The following is a 17,127-nucleotide window of genomic DNA, read 5'->3' on the forward strand; positions in this document are numbered from 1 at the left end:
ATCGTTAATGTCTAGGCTGCATTAATACTTCATTTACACTTTGCGCTTCATTAAGGAAGTTATCCTATGCTCAATCAAGCGAGTCATGTCCTCAAAAGTGTGTTTGGCTTTGACCAATTTCGCGAATCACAACAAGCCATTATTGCTAATGTGTTAAATCAGCAGAATACCTTGGCAATTATGCCCACAGGCGGCGGTAAGTCACTGTGTTATCAAATTCCAGGAATAGTGTTTGAGGGATTAACGGTTGTTATTTCACCGCTTATTTCTTTGATGCAAGATCAAGTGAGACAGCTCAATGAGCTTGCCGTGCCGACTTGTATGTTGAATAGCTCTTTGTCTAAAGACGATTATCAAGACAATGTGAATGCCATTGAGCAACAAAAAGTTAAACTGCTGTTTTTAGCCCCAGAAACGGTATTGCAGAACAGCATATTGGGATTATTGGGCAGGGTTAATGTGGCGTGTATTGCGATTGATGAAGCGCACTGTATCTCTGAATGGGGACATGATTTTCGCCCTGAATATCGCCAGCTTAATCAATTGCTTGAGCGATTCCCAAGCGCAGTATGTATAGCGTTAACCGCCACGGCAACACCCAGAGTCAGAGAAGATATTAAGCGTCAACTGCACATCGCTCAGAGTAGCGAGTATATTGCCAGTTTTGACCGACCAAACTTATACATTGAAGTACTGCCCAAAGATAATCCTTATCAGCAGGCCAAGACGTTTATTGAGCAGCATCCTGAGCAATCGGGGATTATTTACTGTCAATCTCGTTCAGGTGTCGATGATCTCACGGCCAAATTACAACACGACGGGTATTCTGCATTGGCATATCACGCAGGTTTAAATAACGTGAAACGCAGTGATTATCAAGAGCGCTTTATTCGAGACGATGTGCAGATTATTGTGGCGACGATTGCCTTTGGAATGGGCATTAATAAACCCGACGTGCGTTACGTTTTGCATTACGATTTACCCAAGAATATTGAAGGTTACTATCAGCAAATTGGCCGAGCGGGCCGTGATGGACTAGACGCTGACTGTCTGTTGTTGTTTGGATATGGCGATACAGGCAAAGTCCGCTTTTTTATCGAGCAAATGTCGAATGAGCAAGAAAAACGTCTCGCTAATATGCACCTTAATCAGATGTTGGCGTTGGCTGAAACCGAGGAGTGCCGGCGTCTACCTTTACTGCAATATTTTGGTGAAAAAGAGCTACCTGAAAAGTGCCACAAGTGTGATAACTGCACTAATCAGCCTAAAGATAAGTCAGACTTAACTGTGTCGGCACAAAAATTCTTGTCTTGTGTGTATCGCACCGGCGAGCGTTTTGGGGCAAGCCATATTATTGATGTGTTACGTGGTTCAAACGCCGAAAAAGTTCTACAAAATCAACACAATATGCTGTCGACCTACAATATTGGTAATGAATTCACAAAAAAACAGTGGATGACTCTGTCCCGGCAAATGATCCAAAAAGGACTGCTGCGCCAAGATGAACAATTTGGTGGCTTAAAGTTAACCCAACAAGCAGGCGAAATATTAAAAGGAAATGCGCCTTTTTTCGCTTTATTACAGCAACCTGTAGGGCAAAGTCATAGTAGCGGAAAAACATTTTCTAAGCCTGGGGATGCAGGACTGATGCAGATACTTAAGGCACAGCGTAAACAGTTAGCCGATGCTGCTAATCTGCCTCCATATGCGGTTTTTGCCGATCGCACGTTGAATGAGATGGCTTATTTTTTACCTCAAAATGCACAAAACCTATTACGCATTCATGGTGTTGGTCAAGGTAAGTTAGATAAATACGGCGAACGCTTTTTGGCTTTAATCGCTGACTATTGCCAACAGCATGACCTCCAAGAGGTGACTAACGAGCAGCCAGCCACAAGTGTTAGTCCAACTAAATCTAGTCAATCGTCCATGGGGGCTAAAAGCTTAGCCATAGTTCACGCTTTTGAAGCGGGGCAATCCATTGGGCAGTTAGCTGAGCAAGGCAAAGTAAAGCCCGCTACCATAATTAACCATTTGTATCGCTATGTGCAGCAAGGTAATACGTTAACGATCCCTGAGCAAGTGCTTGAGGTGAGGCAGCTGAGCCAAGCAAGCATTGAGCAAGTCATGGCAGCCTTTAATGAGCATGGTGAAGAACGTTTAAAACCCATTTACGATAGCCTTAACGGAATACTGACGTATGAGCAGCTTCATCTTTTGCGTATTTACTATCTCAATAGTGTGCCAAAGAACTAGCGAGAAGGCTGATATTACGGCTAATTACAGCGGTAATTTTTAGGTTTTGAATACCAAAACGCCCAGCTTAGTGGGCGTTTGTATATGTTATTCAGCCTGTAAGTTGACCAGAGTTTATGGCTCGTCGTTGACCAGCAGCTCTTGAGCGCGATGCTGGTAAAACTCTGGGTTTAGGCCAATCAGTTGCGGAATAGTTGCTGATACTGCAATTGAAGATAGCGTACCGAATACCACTCCAGCAAAAAGCGCGATGGCGAAAGCTTGTAATGGCTGGCCGCCGAATATCCAGATGGTGCCTATCGTTGCTAGCGTGGTGCCTGATGTTATAAGCGAGCGAGTTAGCGTCGATTTGACTGCGCTATCCACTATGTCACTCATGTTCATATTGGTTTTGGAACGCATGACTTCACGCAACTTATCACCGATAACAATAGAGTCATTCAGTGAGTAACCGATGATAGCGAGTACTGCTGCCAATACGGTCAAATCAAAGGGTAGGCCTAGCCAAGAAAATAAGCCTAACACCACCAGAACATCATGTACCAATGCCACTAACGAGCCGCAAGCTAAGCGCCATTCGAAGCGCCAAGTTAAATACACCATCATGGCAATAGCCGCGACTAATAACGCTAAACCCCCGTTATCAATGAGCTCAGAACCAACTTGTGAACCTATGTAGACAGAGTCTTGTGGAGTAATATCGTAACCGCTTTGGGTCGCGAAATTGTTTAACCAGTCTTTGTCGATAACATGGGCCGTGCCGTCCGTTTGACGGATCGTCCATTGGGTATTGGCTGCACCGCTATTTAACTCAAAATCACCGCTTAAATGCGTAGCCAACTGCGTTTGCATTTGACCCTTGTCGATACTTAGTGAGGTGGTGAATTCAGTCATATAGCCACCGGTAAAATCGAGTCCTAAATTTAATCCTTTAAAACCCAGTCCGATGATAGACAGTACTATTAAGCTGATGGCTAGATAAAAACCTGCCAAACGGTATTTGCTAAACAATGCTAATGGCGTGATATCCGCTGTGGATTTTTGCTTGTCGCTGATAATCGATGTATTGCTCATGCTTTTAGCTCCTTTTGTTTAACAGCGATTTGCGGTTTAACAATATATGTCAGTACGTGGGCGACAAATACGCCTGTGAACATGCTGGTTAGAATGCCTAAACTTAAGGTCATGGCGAAACCTTTGACCGGACCGTAGCCAATACTGAGTAAAATGAGCGCGGTTATCATGGTGGTCACGTTGGCATCTAGAATGGTTGCAAATGCCTCCTTGTAGCCAGTTTCAATGGCTAGAAAGTTACTTCGCCCTCGTTTTCGTTCTTCTTTTATGCGCTCAAAAATGAGCACATTGGTATCTACTGCCATGCCCACCGTGAGCACGAGTCCTGCAATGCCGGGTAAGGTAAGCACCACATTAGGTAACAAGGCCATTAAGCCCAACAAACAAACTAGGTTCAGTACCAAAGAGGTGTTGGCAATCAGTCCTAATTTGCGGTACCACAAACCCATAAATACCAAGGTGATACCCAAGCCAATGGCTAACGCCATAATACCGTTGTTTACATTTTCTTTGCCCAAGGAGGCTTGAATGGTGCGTTGCTGAACTATGGTAATGGGGGCGTCAAGCGAGCCTGCGCGCAATAACAAGGCCAGATCAGATGCAGCTTGAGGGCTGTCTAAACCAGTGATGCTAAAGCGATTGCCCAATTGACTTTGGATGGTCGCCACGCTGATAACACGACTATTTTTGATCATCTCATCAGCACTGTTTTTATGGTATTCAGAGAATATAGTTACCATGGGGTTGCCGATGTTATCTCTGGAAAATTCAGACATCTTTTTGCCGCCTATGCCATCAAGAGTCAGATTGACAAGAGCAATGCCCATTTCATCTCGTCCAGAGTTGGCATTTTCAATGTTTGAACCGGTAAATATCGGTTTGGGGGCGACTCGCAAATGACGACCATCTTCATCGGTAAAGCTCTTGGCACCCATGGTGCCGCTATTCGCCATTTCATAAAAATCCAATGATGCAGTGGCACCAATAATGCGTTTTGCTTGCTCGGGATCCTTCACGCCAGGTAATTCAATGCGAATTCGGCTTTGTCCTTGACGCTGGGTTACCGCTTCAGTAATGCCGAGCTCTTCGATGCGACCACGCAATGTAGTCAACGCTTGAGCCATAATTTCGTGGTGAAAAGTGGTGATACTTTGCTCTGAAAATGCCAGCGTAGCGCTGCGCTCACCTGTTTTAGAGTATGTTATGCCAGGCAGGCGTTGTTGTAGGTCGGTGACGACGGCTTTTACTTTTGCTGCTTGATGACTGAGAAAATGCAGGTCAAGTTTCCCTTCAGTCTCAGTTTGCGCTACTGGGTTCTTGGTTGTGACATCGGCTTTGCTGACAAGGTTATTCTCGGTGCCAGCCATTTTTACGCTCATGCCCCGAAGACCATGGTCATGAATGATCTGCAAGGTTTCATCTTTCGCATTCGCTAGACGTTCTTGGTCGGCTCTGTCGGTATCCACTTCCAATACGAACAGCACACCACCGCTTAAGTCTAAGCCCAACTTGATAGGTGACATGCCGAGCTCTTGTAACCACTTAGGTGCTGCAGATTGATTACCAAGACGTACTTGATAGTCGTCACCTAATTCACTTTTTAGCTGTTGTTGGGCGTGAACAAGTGCTTCATCATCACCATCGATAACGATTTTGCTATCTGCGTCGCCATTGATGATTTGCTTTACTTGAATGTTTTGTTGCAGCATTACATCACGTAATTGCTGGATGCTGGGCAAGGGTTGAGTTGAATTCACGCCACTGACCAACAAGGCGTTATTGTTACCGTATAAAGTAGGTATGGCGTTTAATCCCAGAATGACCACGGTAATAATGATCACTAAAATTTGCCAAGTATGCTTGGGTTTTGCTGTTGTTTTACGCATTTTCGTTCTCTTTTCTACCCAAAAGGCTTGTGGCTAAATGCAACCGCCAAATGGGTAACGCAGGCACGGTATTACGCGGCTGCGAAATTAAATTCTGTACATAGGTACTGATTAAAAAGCTGCGCTGCTGTTAGCGCGAGAACGTATTAACTGAGGTAGGTTAGGGCACCGGTATATTGGGTGTTGCCATCTTTCCAGCCCGCTAGTCTGCTTTGACTGTTTGGGGCGTCTGGTCGTAAATACCAGGGGATCGCATTGCTGACTGCTAACGGTGCTAAAAAGTATTTTACGCCTAAAATTTCAGGTAAAAACTCATGTACCAAGACAAACAAGGGTTCACTTTGAAACACCGAGCCAAATGCAATGGCGGCTTGACGCTCAAACGGCGGCAAGCTGACATTATGATTAAATCTGACTTCATATGCCGATGTTTTACTGTCACTTTCTGAATGCTCGTTTCGATCCCTAGACTGTTTTTTCGACGCGCTTTTATGTGTAAATAATGCACGCTCGGTGAGTAATGCAGCAGGCGATGGCTCAAAAGAGATGTTGGCTTTGACACTATTAAGCTCAACGACGTCATCCGGGAGTTGAGTTTGACTGTACAAGGCCAGATTGGATAATTGAAGTTGATGTTCTGTCGCGCGGGCAGGGGTCGTTGTTGCTGCAAAAAGAGCAATACCCAAGCTGAAGATAAACGCGCGCCAAACCCACATAAAAAGCAATTCAATCCATCAAAGAAAGTGACGCTATAATAGGGGGGAATCACATAAATACAAGGGAAAGAATGTGACAAGGTACGAATATTTGCTGATTTTTGCTCGCGGTATTAACAAAAAAGGAGCCGAAGCTCCTTTTTTGTTTTTATAATATCGGCCTTTTTATCCGTTTTACTTTGCTTAAAGTGCAACTTAGTAGCGAGAATTACTTAATAAACAACATTTCTTGATACTTAGGTAGCGGCCATAAATCATCCGCCACCAAAGCTTCAAGTGTATCCGCATGATCACGTACTTTTAGCAGCAGTGGACACAAGGTTTTTGCACTGAAGTTCATATGCGTTTCGGTGCTTTCGAAGTCATGGGTTTCTAAGGCGGCTTTAAGCTCTTTAACGGCGCTCATCATGGCATTTGCGTGAGTTACTGCCTCAGGTAGGTCGGTATTCTCTAATGTTAAGCTCAGACCTGCTAAGGTTTGGCTAACATCGGCCAAATGGGTTAGGTGCTGGGTAACCGCAGGGTAAATTTGCGTGGTTGCCATATCAATAACCAGCTTGGCTTCCACTTCAAGAGACAAGATATATTGCTCTGCGTAAACTTCGAAGCGGCTGAGTAATTCATCTTTTGACAACACGCCCGTTTTGACAAACAGCTCAACCACAGCGGGATCTTTAAACTCAGGAAGGGCATCTGCACTGGTTGGTAGGTTTTTAAGACCACGGACTTCCACTGCTTCTTTGTGCCAAGCTTCGCTATAACCGTCGCCGCCAAAAATGACGTTGCCGTGCAGTTCCATTAATTCTTTCAGTACTACAATGACCGCAGCAGTCTTATCTGACCCGTTGGCTAATGCCGCTTCAAGTTTTTCTGCAATCCAGTTAAGTGAATCAGCAAGCATGGTATTCATTGCCACCAAAGGACCTGAAACAGACTGAGATGAACCGACTGCGCGGAATTCAAAACGGTTGCCGGTAAATGCGAAAGGTGAAGTACGGTTACGGTCACCGGGATCCCGTTCAAACTTAAGAATTTGTGACAAGCCTAAGTCCATCAAACCGCCTTTTGCTTTCTCAAGCAATTTGCCTGCTTTGATGTCATTAAATACGCTTTCTAATTGGTCACCTAAATAGACAGACAAAATAGCTGGGGGGGCTTCATTAGCGCCTAAGCGGTGATCGTTGGATGCAGAAGCAATGACCGCACGTAGCAAGCCGCCATGTTTATGTACGCCGCGGATAACAGCACCACAGAACAATAAGAAGTTGAGGTTGTCATGGGGAGTGCTGCCTGGGTCAAGCAAGTTTCCTTGAGTGGCATTACCCACTGACCAGTTAACGTGTTTGCCTGAACCATTCACGCCAGCGAACGGTTTTTCGTGTAACAAACATAAGAATCCATGTTCTTTAGCAGTACTTTTCATCAAAGTCATCATCAATTGTTGATGATCGGCTGCCACGTTGGACGATTCAAAATAAGGGGCGATTTCGAACTGACCTGGTGCCACTTCGTTATGGTGAGTTTTGGCAGGAATACCCAAGCGATATAATTTGTCTTCAAATGCTTGCATAAACACCTGAACCCGGGCCGGTATAGCACCAAAATAATGATCGTCAAACTGCTGACCTTTCGCTGGCGGTGCGCCGAATAAACTGCGGCCAGCCAATAACAAATCAGGACGCAAATTAGCGAAGTGCTCGTCCACTAAAAAGTATTCTTGCTCTGCGCCACAGCTGGCATTTAGCGGTGCGATTTTTTCTTCGCCCATTAAGCTAAGTACTTTACGTGCGGCTGTATCCATGGCGGCATTCGAGCGCAACAAAGGGATTTTTTTATCCAGGGCTTCACCCGTCCAAGAGATAAATACGCTCGGGATCATCAAAGTCGCGCCGTTTGCTGTATGCATGATGTAGGCGGGGCTAGTGGGGTCCCATGCGGTGTAACCACGGGCGGCATTGGTCATACGCAAGCTACCGTTAGGGAACGATGAGCCGTCAGGTTCGCCTTTAATTAATAAGCTGCCAGTAAATTCTGTTATTGCCGCGCCCTCAGGATTGGTAATAATAAAACCGTCATGCTTCTCTGCCGTAATGTTGGTCATTGGGTAGAATATGTGCGAAAAGAACTTTGCACCTTTGCTGATCGCCCATACCTTCATTGCTGACGCTACAACGTCCGCAGTCGCAGGATCAAGCGGAGCACCCGTGGTGACGGTATTTTTAATCGCCTTAAACGCATTTTTAGACAGAGCTTCTTCCATTTTTGCTAGGCCAAATACATCTGTTGCCCATATATCGGTCAAAGGCTGCGGTGTTTTGCACTCTTTTGGTGCTCTATTGGTGATCTGTGTAATAGCGTTTAGGCGTGAAGCGTGACCCGACATAGGTTTTCCTTAAGCGTAAAATAACGGTTTGTAAGCTAATAAACACTACTGGCAGAGCAGTGCGTCCTATTGATAGACTTTTACCTATTCAAAAAGTGCGCCAAAAAAAGCTGCTTTTACCAGCCGCGCGCAGAATAAGGTAAATATGTTTTTTTGTGGTGCATAAATTTACGTTAGGGCCTTTAAAAATAGGGGATCTTGTTAATAAGGTTAATGATGTTATGGGCATACGTCGAAGCGAAACATTATGGTTGAGTTGCTAACTTGCTGCGCTATTTTGGTGCTAAGTTGTTATTGGTAGGTAGCGACGCCCCTTTTTGGTGCTTGAAGCTTACGGCTAACATTCAGTTACTGCTGGGTCAGAATACGAGGGAGGCGAACAGGAACCTCGGCAAGGTACGTAATCAGAGCACTCAACTGCAGCATTCGAGGGTTATTTAGCCTGGCAGTATATGCTAGACGCTACGAGCTAGCCTTTGGCTGTTTGTGTCCCTTTATCGTCAGCGGGTCTAGCTTGTAAATGCTGCCGGGTAATTTTTTCGGCGGAGAGACCTGCCACATAGCTGCCTAAGCCAATTTGCAGTAATATCCACGCCTCTTTTGCCAGCGGAGTGGGCAACCAAGCAAAGCTGTCCATTACGAAAAAGGCTAAAAACGTCAACATGGTGATAGGCCGCCAATTGCGTTGTATCCAAGATTGCCCTGTTGACTCAGCAGTAATGATGGCAGTTTGACTTTGTAGTAGTCGTTCTTCGTCGGTGGTGCACAGCCCGTCGACTAATTTAATAGCGTTTTCAAACAAGTTACGGATAAATGAAAATACGTTCATGAACATGCTCCTGATGGACTTCATAGAGTGTTAACGCAGCTATGCATTGGGGTGGCGACTATGATCATGCCTTTCGTGAGCTGGCCAATTATCGCGTCGGTGATGGTCGGCATGTTACGTACATTAAGTAAGTATGCACTCACCGGGCCTAACATGATTTAGGCCCGTTAATGATGATTGGTCTGTCGTCCCTGGCGGAATCCATTTTTTGCCAGAGGGCAGGTACAGCTATGGTAAAACAAGCGTTCATGAATGTGCCTCGTGCTATTCGTTCATGTCTCTTCAATTGATAGCCTGTTTATCGAGTTGTGCTAGGTATTTTGCTTGAAAAACGTACGTTTTATCTGCGGAGATAACGAAATGCAGAGTGCTGATCTTTTAGTTACGCAGGAGCCAATTCGTCGATTTGAGATAGTAGGGGGGTGAGTAATGGGTTGCTGACTGTGCGTTCGGGGGAAATGAGATATAGGCGTTCGGTCAAAGCTTTAGTCCGGCCGATTACCGTCACTTTGTATTGTTTTTCAATATCCCGTTCTACTGATGTCGGGGAACAGAATACGCCATAGCCTCGCTGGGCGAAAATTTTCATCAAGGCGCCGTCTTCAAATTCAGCGGCAATTTGAGGGTTGATGTTGTGCTTAGCGAACCAAGCAAGTATGGATAATTTTTGCGCGGAATTGTCGCCTGGCAGCAAAAACGGTTTGTTGTCTAAACATTGCGGAAAGTCCTTTAGGTATTCAGGGGCTAAGGATTGAGCGACAAAAAAGCTCAGGCCGCTGCGTTGCAACAGGTGGTTATAGGCTTTTATATGACTATTACGTGGTAATGGTCGGTCAGATAATATGCCATCAATTTTATTCATCGCCAATTCAGCACAAAGGTTAGGTAAGTCACCTTCTTTACAGACTAGACGTACGTCTGGATGTTGAATCAGGCAGCGCTGAAACATGTCAAATGCGAGTACTTTGGGTAGTACATCTGTGACGCCGACAGACAATACACGTTGTTGATTTTGGTTCTGGTTTTTTACCGATAGCAACAACTCACTGCCGAGGTTAAAAATGTCTTTGGCAAAATTATAGCTGAGTTGCCCTTGGCTATTTAACTGTAAACGCTTGCCCACGCGGTCAAATAAGTCAAAACCAAAATAGGCTTCTAAAGTGCGAATTTGTTCGCTGATGGTTTGTGGCGTGAGATGCAAAAGGTGGGCCGCCTTAACTATGCTGCCTTCTTTGGCGGTAACGTAGAAATAATATAAATGTTGATAATTTAATTGATTCACGACTGAGACCTATTCTACTTTATATCAGGAAAAACCTGATTGAAAGGCAATAATAAACGACTATATCTAATTGTAGCTTATGCGTATACCTATAGACTGGAACCTACAAGCTGAACCAATTGGAAGTTAAAAATCGTGCAAGCCTATTTAAATAAGTTAATTCATCATGAAGCTGCTGGTGGCGTACTGCTCGTCATTGCCGCCGCTATTGCCATGATCTTGGCTAATTCGCCTGCGTTTGGTTTTTACAATGGGTTACTCGAGATACCGGTGAGTATCCGCTTTGGCGCGTTTGAAATCGCTAAGCCTTTACTGCTATGGGTGAATGATGGCTTGATGGCTATTTTCTTTTTCTTGGTTGGCCTTGAGGTGAAACGAGAAATTCTCGATGGACAGCTATCGTCTGTCTCGCAAATCACCTTACCCGCTGTTGCCGCCGTGGCAGGTATCGTTTTTCCCGCACTGATTTATGTGTGGTTTAATATGGATGATCCTGTTGCGGTAAATGGCTGGGCGATCCCTTCTGCCACTGATATTGCGTTTGCTGTAGGGGTATTTACCATTTTTGGTAAATTTTTACCGTTAAGTTTAAAGCTGTTTCTACTTAGTGTGGCAATCTTTGATGACATTGGCGCCATCGTGATTATTGCTTTGTTCTACTCGCAAGATCTGTCTACAACTTCACTGATTGTTGCGTGTGTCGGTTTATTCGCGCTGTTCTTGCTTAATCGTTTCAATGTACGTCGCCAAGCTGCCTATATCTTAATCGGTGTGGTGGTATGGGCTGCGGTACTCAAATCAGGGGTACATGCCACGTTGGCCGGGTTCGCTTTGGCTTGGTTTATTCCTCTTAGGCTTAAAAACGAAGATGGTCATCCCATGCTGCCTAATCTAGAGCACAAGTTGCATCCTTGGGTCGGGTTTGTGGTGTTACCCATTTTCGCTTTTGCTAACGCTGGTGTGTCGTTATTTGGCGCGAGTCTGTCTGACTTGCTGAATCCTATCACCTTAGGGATCGCCGCTGGGCTGTTTATCGGTAAGCAAGTGGGAATTTTTGGTGTGTGTTGGTTAACCGTGAAAGTTGGTTTAGCCAAGTTGCCCGAAGGCGCCAACTGGATACAATTGTACGGCGTAAGTTTGCTGTGCGGTATTGGTTTTACCATGAGTTTATTTATCGGCAGTTTAGCGTTTGAAGAACAAGGCTTGGCTTACCAAACCAGCGTAAAGGTGGGCGTGTTAATTGGATCGCTAGTCTCCGCTGTGTTGGGTGCTGCTTTGTTGGCAAGAAGCAATGCTAAATCGGCGCAAAGCGCAGGTGAAAGAGAAGCGCTAACCGGACATTAACTGAAAGTGAGGAGAGATGATGAACATTATGAATTTCGGCGCGGCTAAAATTGGTTACATCTGTTTAGCATTACTTGGCATGTTGACCTTTTCGGCAAATGTGGCGGCACAACCGCAACCGATATGGCAAAGCTGCCAATCACTTAAAACGCTATCACTTAACCAAGCGACTATTAGCGACGATGAGCAGGCTTTGTGTTATCAGTTCATTAATGGATTTCTGCAAGGCGCAGTACTAACCGATTCACAAATAATGCGTGGCCTTGAAGAAGGCGATGCACTATCGACTTTTGCTCAGCGGGCTATTCGTACTCGGGTGGGGAATTCACGGGCAACAGATGCAGATACTTACCTGGCACATTTCTGTTTGCCCACAGCGGATATTGATTATGCGACCGTAGTGTCGGTAGCAAAGGCGTTACCAAAAGAGCGCAGCGGTCAGGCGGGTTTGGCTAATGAAGTTTATGTCGCGGTGAAAAAAGCCTTTCCTTGCACGTAATCCTAAAAGGAATATCGGGTAGGACAGCATGAGTCGGAAGTTATTACACATGACTGGGTTTTTTTTGCTTTTTTGTTATTTATTTGCGACATATTTCAGTGGCGAATAAAGTCTATGTTTTTATTTAAGTTATTGTTTATAAATGATTATTTTTTTCTATTTGTGGGGTGGTTTTAGTATGGCATGCTATTTGTAGTTACCGGTTACGCATAAATAAAATGATTTAAAATATATACCAGAGGTTTTATCACCGCTGGCTAACCTATAAAGAGAACACTATGACTAAATTTATCACACTGACTAGCGCATTATTGTTAACGTTAAGCCTAGGTACGGCCTCTGCAGGAGTATACAGCTCCAATGACGTGTTAAACCAGGCTCAGTATCAGTTTAATAAGCAGCAGGTATTGAGTATGGTGGATAGCCAAGACGTACTCACTCAGCTTGAAGCTCTAGGGGTTAGCCCAGCGGATGCTAAAGCCCGCATTAATAACATGACACAGAGCGAATTGAGTGCCCTGAATGAGCAGATGAATAATATGCCCGCGGGTGGCATAGTCGGTGCTATTGTGACTGTTTTGGTTGTTGTTGCACTACTTGATTTGCTTGGTGTCACAGACGTTTACCCCTTCATTCGCCCTATCAATAATTAGTACGGGTAGAATACGTATCGAGCTAATTATGTTTTATAAATTCAAGGCTGGCATTATTGTCAGCCTTTTGTGCATCTTAAGTGCCTGTCAAAGTGCGCCGCAAACCCAGCAAATATTAGCCGCTAAAAATAGCATTGCACCTAAGCATGAAATAATGAATGTGCCTTTTTATCCTCAGGAAGCATTTTATTGCGGCCCGACCACGTTGGCTGAAGTGTTTAATTTCCACGGTGCGGATACCAGCCCACAAGCAATCGCGCCGAATCTTTTTGTGCCTGAATTAGAAGGCAGTTTGCAACTGGAGATGGTCTCGGCGAGCCGTCAGCAGGGTTTGCTGAGTTATGCGCAAAAAGGCAATTTACCACAGTTGTTGGGGTTAATTCGTGATGATATTCCAGTGGTGGTTTTGCAAAACGTGTCTATCGCCTGGTTACCCATGTGGCATTACGCGTTAGTTATTGGTTATGATCTGCAACACGAAGAAATTATTTTACACACCGGAGAAACCGAGCGACATACCCTTAACTTTGCTACGTTCGAACGTACATGGGCGCGGGGCGACTATTGGTTATTGGCTGCCGTACCACCAGAGAAAATGAGCAAGCAATTCACCCCCCTTGATTACACCCAAGCTGCTCAAGATTTACTTAGTACAGGACAGAAGGAGGCTGGGCGGGTTGCGCTGCAAACCGCCATAAAGAGCTGGCCAGACTATTGGTTAAGTTATTTTCTAATCGGCAATGACTATCTAGTGGATGATCCACAACAAGCGGCCTTTTGGTATCAAAAAGGCTATCAGCATGCTCAAGAAAAGGTCCCTTACTTGAACAATTACGCCTATACATTGGCCACATTAGGCTGTGATACTCAAGCGCAAACGTTGATGGTCAAAGCCCTGGCTCATCAGCCAAATGATGCCAATTTGCTGGATACCCAAGCGCAAATCTCCGCACTGGCGGATGGCTCAGCAACAGCACAGCTGCCAGCCGCAACACAATGTCCTTTGATCCGCTAAGGGTAAGTGCTAATTCCTATTAAGGATCTCAGCGGATGGGGAAATACTAATGGATAGGCATAAAAAACGCTGATATTACATGGGCTTTTATCCGTGTTAAAACAGATAAAAGTGCATGCTAATTACCCACAGGTAATTGCTATTACAGTGGGAGTTGTCTATGTCTATTATCGAAATTCATGGTACTTGGGAGCCTGAATTTAATTCAGTAGTGACTGCGTTCAAGGCCAATTTTGAGCCTCAATGCCCAGTTCCAGAACAAGGTGCGGCATTTACCCTATTCTATCAGGGGCAACGCGTGGTTGACGTGTATGCAGGTACGCGCAACGCTGCTCAAGAGCCTTGGCAACATGACACGCTCATCAATGTATTCTCCACCACTAAAGGAGTGGCTGCACTGTGCGTTGCACATTTGGTGCAGCACGGGCGGCTAGATTACCCAGATCTCGTGACCAAGTATTGGCCTGAATTTGCGGCAAATGGCAAGCAAGATATCACTGTGGCACACATACTCTCTCATCAAGCCGGTTTAAATGCATTTCAAGCACCCATGAAGGTTGAGGAATTACTTGATTGGGATGCATGTTGCGCGAAGTTGGCCGCGCAGCCAGCGTTTTTCGCTGCTGGTACACGTACCTGCTATCAGGCTGTTACCTTTGGTTTTTTGGTCGGGGAAATCGTCCGCCGGGTCACTGGGATGACCATAGGTGAGTATTTAAAACATGAAATTTGTCTAGCAAATGGCATCGATTTTCACATTGGTTTGCCCAAAAGCGAGCATGACAGAGTGGCTGATTTACTTTCACCTACCCGGGCCCCGTTTATGCCAAAAGATCTGGCACCCTACGCATTGCTAGGCATGACCAACCCCCCACTGCGTGCAGATTTTATGCTGAATAGTCAAACGCGCAGTGCTGAGTTACCTGCTGTTAATGGTCACGGTAGTGCCGAGGCTATCGCCAGTCTCTACGAACTTTATAGCCCCCAGTCGGGATTGCTCTCCGAGGAAACGTTAAAGCAAACTACGGGCGTGCAAAGTACTCGGGTTGATGACTTGATTGGCTTGCCAGTACATTGGGCGATGGGGTTAGTCGTCAATGGATTGGTCAACACATACGGTCATGAACCCAGTACCTTTGGTCACAGTGGTTGGGGAGGCTCGTTTGGTTGTCATGATCCGGTAAACCGCTTATCTATGGGTTACGTGTGCAACCAAATGAGCCCGGATCTGGTCGGTGACGCGCGCAGCCAAAGCCTACTTACCCAAGTTTACGCCAGTCTAAATAGCAACTAACTATCTGAAGTCGACTAAGGTCTTAGGCCCGCGTTTGTTATGGTATCCACCTGAGGGGGAGCTAATTTCTCTACCTCGCCGTTACTCCAGCGCACAGTCGCGGTGTCTATTTTCTCGCAGGTGCCTAATCCTAAGTGTAAATTGGTGTTCATACTTTGAGAAAAGGCAGCTGAGCTTGAACCTATTCTACGTTTATACAAGTGCGTGCAGGCCTGTACCGTCATTACAGCTCCTTGTGGGCTCGCTTTGCCAGTGGGTGAGCGACCGACCTTCACAATGTTAAAATGGCTGTGCTCGGTATTAACTGTGTTGTTTCTCATTAAGTGCCACTTGCCGCGCTCGTCAGAATAAACAAGGTCTAAAACACCGTCTAAGTCGTAGTCAAACGCCTCTATAGAGCCCCCTGTGGTGCCAAGATCTTCTGACAAAATGCCGTGTCTAGCCACTGGTAAAAAACCTTTACCTTGTTGATTCAAGTAAACAATTTGCTTGGTTTTTGCGGCCATATCACCGTATTTCAAAACCGCTAGATCTGCCCAGCCATCGTTGTTGAAATCCCCCACTGCAGCGCTGGTGGTTTGTTGATCCATATGCAATCCAAGTTCGTGGGTCACATCAACAAAAACACCATCACGGTTCTCGAGTAACAGTGCGGGTAGATCCCGTTGAGGTTCAATGCTGGGTGTGGACACCACATTGTCAATAACCCCCGCCAAGCGGGAATGAGACTGACCCCCAATACGCCACATATCATTGCCCAAGTAGCCTATATAAAGGCCTCCTTTGGTTTCACCGGTCGGGCAGCCCTTAGCCTGGTCTTTATTAATGGTCATATTCTTACCACCATGACGGTCACCTTCTAAGGTGAGTTTGCGTTTATCCGCGCCAACAAAAACATCAAAATTCGGGTAAGTTTGCTGCAAGTTTTCTATTCGAAGATCGCCTGATATTTTCAGATCCTCGAATAGAAAATCTTTACGGAAGGTTAAAAAGGCAAAACGCTGGTGGGCGGGATCATAGTAACTTTCGATGTCGAATTGCGCTTCCGACCGGGTCAAGAATAAATCAAAATCCCCGTCATTATCGAAATCGATTTCTGACATGCTGCTCACATCACTGGTGTTAGCCAAGGCGCCTAATATCTGCTGGCTGACTTCTTGATAAGCCAAGCCATCTTGGCCTTTTAGGACTGCAATGTCTTTGCCGCCAAAGAACAGTATGTCACTGTCGAAATCATTGTTAAAATCAGTCAGCAACGTTCGATAGCCCAACCACTGGGCTTGAGGTAAGTTACCAACAAAATCAAAACGTCCGCTGCCCGCATTGCGATATAAATGGTTAGCCCCTTCTGGCTGGCTTTTTAAAGGGAAGCCTGTCAACAGTAAGTCGAGGTTCCCATCTTCGTCTGGATCAATAAACTTGATTGCTCTGCCACGCCCAGGTTGGAAGTAGTTAAGGGATTGGCCTTGGTCAAATGTGCGGTCTTTGTTGATTTGAAAGTGCAGTGGCCGGCGAGGATTTTTACCGTCACCGCCTCCTTGAGCCATAATGAGATCCATGCGTCCATCGTTGTCATAGTCGGCTACAGACAGCCCATGCATATCTCCCGTGGTAATATTTTGCGGCGCTGAATATTGTCCATCGTCATTCCACAATACTCTGACGTGGTTGCCATGCTCAGTGATCACGAGATCTTGAAACCATTTTGCTCCAGATCGGCAATCACCACGTTGTCCCATTTTCTTCTGGGCAAATCTTCAAATAGAATGACCACGTCTATTTCACTAAACAAAGTAGCGGTTTTACCGTGTGCGCTTTGACAGCCGGTCATGCCACTGGAAAAACACAGCACAACGGCCAAGGTCGCAATATTTAACTGACGGGCTGAGCAGTCTT

At 45.5% G+C, this 17,127-nt stretch carries 13 protein-coding genes; 6 read left to right on the forward strand and 7 right to left on the reverse strand.

Going from position 1 to position 17,127, the window contains the following annotated elements; translation table 11 throughout:
- Positions 1–66 precede the first annotated feature (66 nt).
- The gene (gene recQ / locus GPLA_RS09930) at positions 67–2,256 is read left to right on the forward strand and encodes a DNA helicase RecQ (RefSeq protein ID WP_007104756.1); all 2,190 of its coding nucleotides are present in this window, start codon (positions 67–69) and stop codon (positions 2,254–2,256) included.
- A 114-nt stretch (positions 2,257–2,370) separates the two neighbouring features.
- Here recQ and secF read toward each other — a convergent pair whose 3' ends face one another.
- From secF to GPLA_RS09960, 6 genes are all read right to left on the reverse strand, one after another.
- The gene (secF, locus tag GPLA_RS09935; protein WP_007104757.1) at positions 2,371–3,330 is read right to left on the reverse strand and encodes a protein translocase subunit SecF; all 960 of its coding nucleotides are present in this window, start codon (positions 3,328–3,330) and stop codon (positions 2,371–2,373) included.
- Entirely contained in the window at positions 3,327–5,216 is a 1,890-nt protein-coding gene (gene secD, locus GPLA_RS09940) for a protein translocase subunit SecD (protein ID WP_007104758.1), read from the reverse strand. The genes secF and secD overlap by 4 nt, the downstream gene beginning before the upstream one ends.
- Positions 5,217–5,362: 146 nt before the next feature.
- A complete protein-coding gene (locus tag GPLA_RS09945; RefSeq protein WP_007104759.1) occupies positions 5,363–5,932 on the reverse strand; it encodes a hypothetical protein in 570 nt (189 codons plus the stop codon).
- Positions 5,933–6,140: 208 nt separating this feature from the next.
- The gene (locus GPLA_RS09950) at positions 6,141–8,315 is read right to left on the reverse strand and encodes a glutamine synthetase III family protein (RefSeq protein WP_007104760.1); all 2,175 of its coding nucleotides are present in this window, start codon (positions 8,313–8,315) and stop codon (positions 6,141–6,143) included.
- A 469-nt stretch (positions 8,316–8,784) separates the two neighbouring features.
- Complete coding sequence (locus GPLA_RS09955) at positions 8,785–9,144, reverse strand: 3TM-type holin (RefSeq protein ID WP_007104762.1); 360 nt, start codon at positions 9,142–9,144, stop codon at positions 8,785–8,787.
- A gap of 382 nt (positions 9,145–9,526) precedes the next feature.
- On the reverse strand, positions 9,527–10,426 hold the full coding sequence (locus GPLA_RS09960; RefSeq protein ID WP_007104764.1) for a LysR family transcriptional regulator: 900 nt from the start codon (positions 10,424–10,426) through the stop codon (positions 9,527–9,529).
- A gap of 135 nt (positions 10,427–10,561) precedes the next feature.
- Between GPLA_RS09960 and nhaA the strand changes: the two genes are divergently transcribed.
- The 5 genes from nhaA (at position 10,562) to GPLA_RS09985 (ending at position 15,231) form a co-directional block, all read left to right on the forward strand.
- On the forward strand, positions 10,562–11,770 hold the full coding sequence (gene nhaA, locus GPLA_RS09965; RefSeq protein WP_007104765.1) for a Na+/H+ antiporter NhaA: 1,209 nt from the start codon (positions 10,562–10,564) through the stop codon (positions 11,768–11,770).
- Positions 11,771–11,789: 19 nt separating this feature from the next.
- Entirely contained in the window at positions 11,790–12,269 is a 480-nt protein-coding gene (locus GPLA_RS09970) for a hypothetical protein (protein WP_007104766.1), read from the forward strand.
- 278 nt (positions 12,270–12,547) lie between these two features.
- Positions 12,548–12,922, forward strand: a complete 375-nt coding sequence (locus GPLA_RS09975; RefSeq protein ID WP_007104767.1) for a PA2779 family protein — start codon at positions 12,548–12,550, stop codon at positions 12,920–12,922.
- A gap of 28 nt (positions 12,923–12,950) precedes the next feature.
- Positions 12,951–13,937, forward strand: coding sequence for a PA2778 family cysteine peptidase (locus tag GPLA_RS09980; protein ID WP_007104768.1), 987 nt, complete (start codon positions 12,951–12,953; stop codon positions 13,935–13,937).
- A 160-nt stretch (positions 13,938–14,097) separates the two neighbouring features.
- The gene (locus GPLA_RS09985) at positions 14,098–15,231 is read left to right on the forward strand and encodes an EstA family serine hydrolase (RefSeq protein ID WP_007104769.1); all 1,134 of its coding nucleotides are present in this window, start codon (positions 14,098–14,100) and stop codon (positions 15,229–15,231) included.
- 14 nt (positions 15,232–15,245) lie between these two features.
- Here GPLA_RS09985 and GPLA_RS09990 read toward each other — a convergent pair whose 3' ends face one another.
- Positions 15,246–16,970: a CRTAC1 family protein gene (locus GPLA_RS09990; protein WP_040514343.1), complete on the reverse strand. Its 1,725-nt coding sequence runs from the start codon at positions 16,968–16,970 to the stop codon at positions 15,246–15,248.
- Positions 16,971–17,127 lie beyond the last annotated feature (157 nt).

It is taken from the genome of Paraglaciecola polaris LMG 21857, from assembly GCF_000315055.1.
Lineage (GTDB): Bacteria > Pseudomonadota > Gammaproteobacteria > Enterobacterales > Alteromonadaceae > Paraglaciecola > Paraglaciecola polaris.

What these genes read in the sequence shown, in the direction of transcription:
- GPLA_RS09955 (WP_007104762.1), bottom strand. Translation starts at nt 9,144, where the DNA reads ATGAACGTATTTTCATTTATCCGTAACTTGTTTGAAAACGCTATTAAA.
- recQ (WP_007104756.1), top strand. Translation starts at nt 67, where the DNA reads ATGCTCAATCAAGCGAGTCATGTCCTCAAAAGTGTGTTTGGCTTTGAC.
- GPLA_RS09970 (WP_007104766.1), top strand. Translation starts at nt 11,790, where the DNA reads ATGAACATTATGAATTTCGGCGCGGCTAAAATTGGTTACATCTGTTTA.
- GPLA_RS09950 (WP_007104760.1), bottom strand. Translation starts at nt 8,315, where the DNA reads ATGTCGGGTCACGCTTCACGCCTAAACGCTATTACACAGATCACCAAT.
- secD (WP_007104758.1), bottom strand. Translation starts at nt 5,216, where the DNA reads ATGCGTAAAACAACAGCAAAACCCAAGCATACTTGGCAAATTTTAGTG.
- GPLA_RS09975 (WP_007104767.1), top strand. Translation starts at nt 12,548, where the DNA reads ATGACTAAATTTATCACACTGACTAGCGCATTATTGTTAACGTTAAGC.
- GPLA_RS09990 (WP_040514343.1), bottom strand. Translation starts at nt 16,970, where the DNA reads ATGGGACAACGTGGTGATTGCCGATCTGGAGCAAAATGGTTTCAAGAT.
- secF (WP_007104757.1), bottom strand. Translation starts at nt 3,330, where the DNA reads ATGAGCAATACATCGATTATCAGCGACAAGCAAAAATCCACAGCGGAT.
- GPLA_RS09985 (WP_007104769.1), top strand. Translation starts at nt 14,098, where the DNA reads ATGTCTATTATCGAAATTCATGGTACTTGGGAGCCTGAATTTAATTCA.
- GPLA_RS09980 (WP_007104768.1), top strand. Translation starts at nt 12,951, where the DNA reads ATGTTTTATAAATTCAAGGCTGGCATTATTGTCAGCCTTTTGTGCATC.
- GPLA_RS09945 (WP_007104759.1), bottom strand. Translation starts at nt 5,932, where the DNA reads ATGTGGGTTTGGCGCGCGTTTATCTTCAGCTTGGGTATTGCTCTTTTT.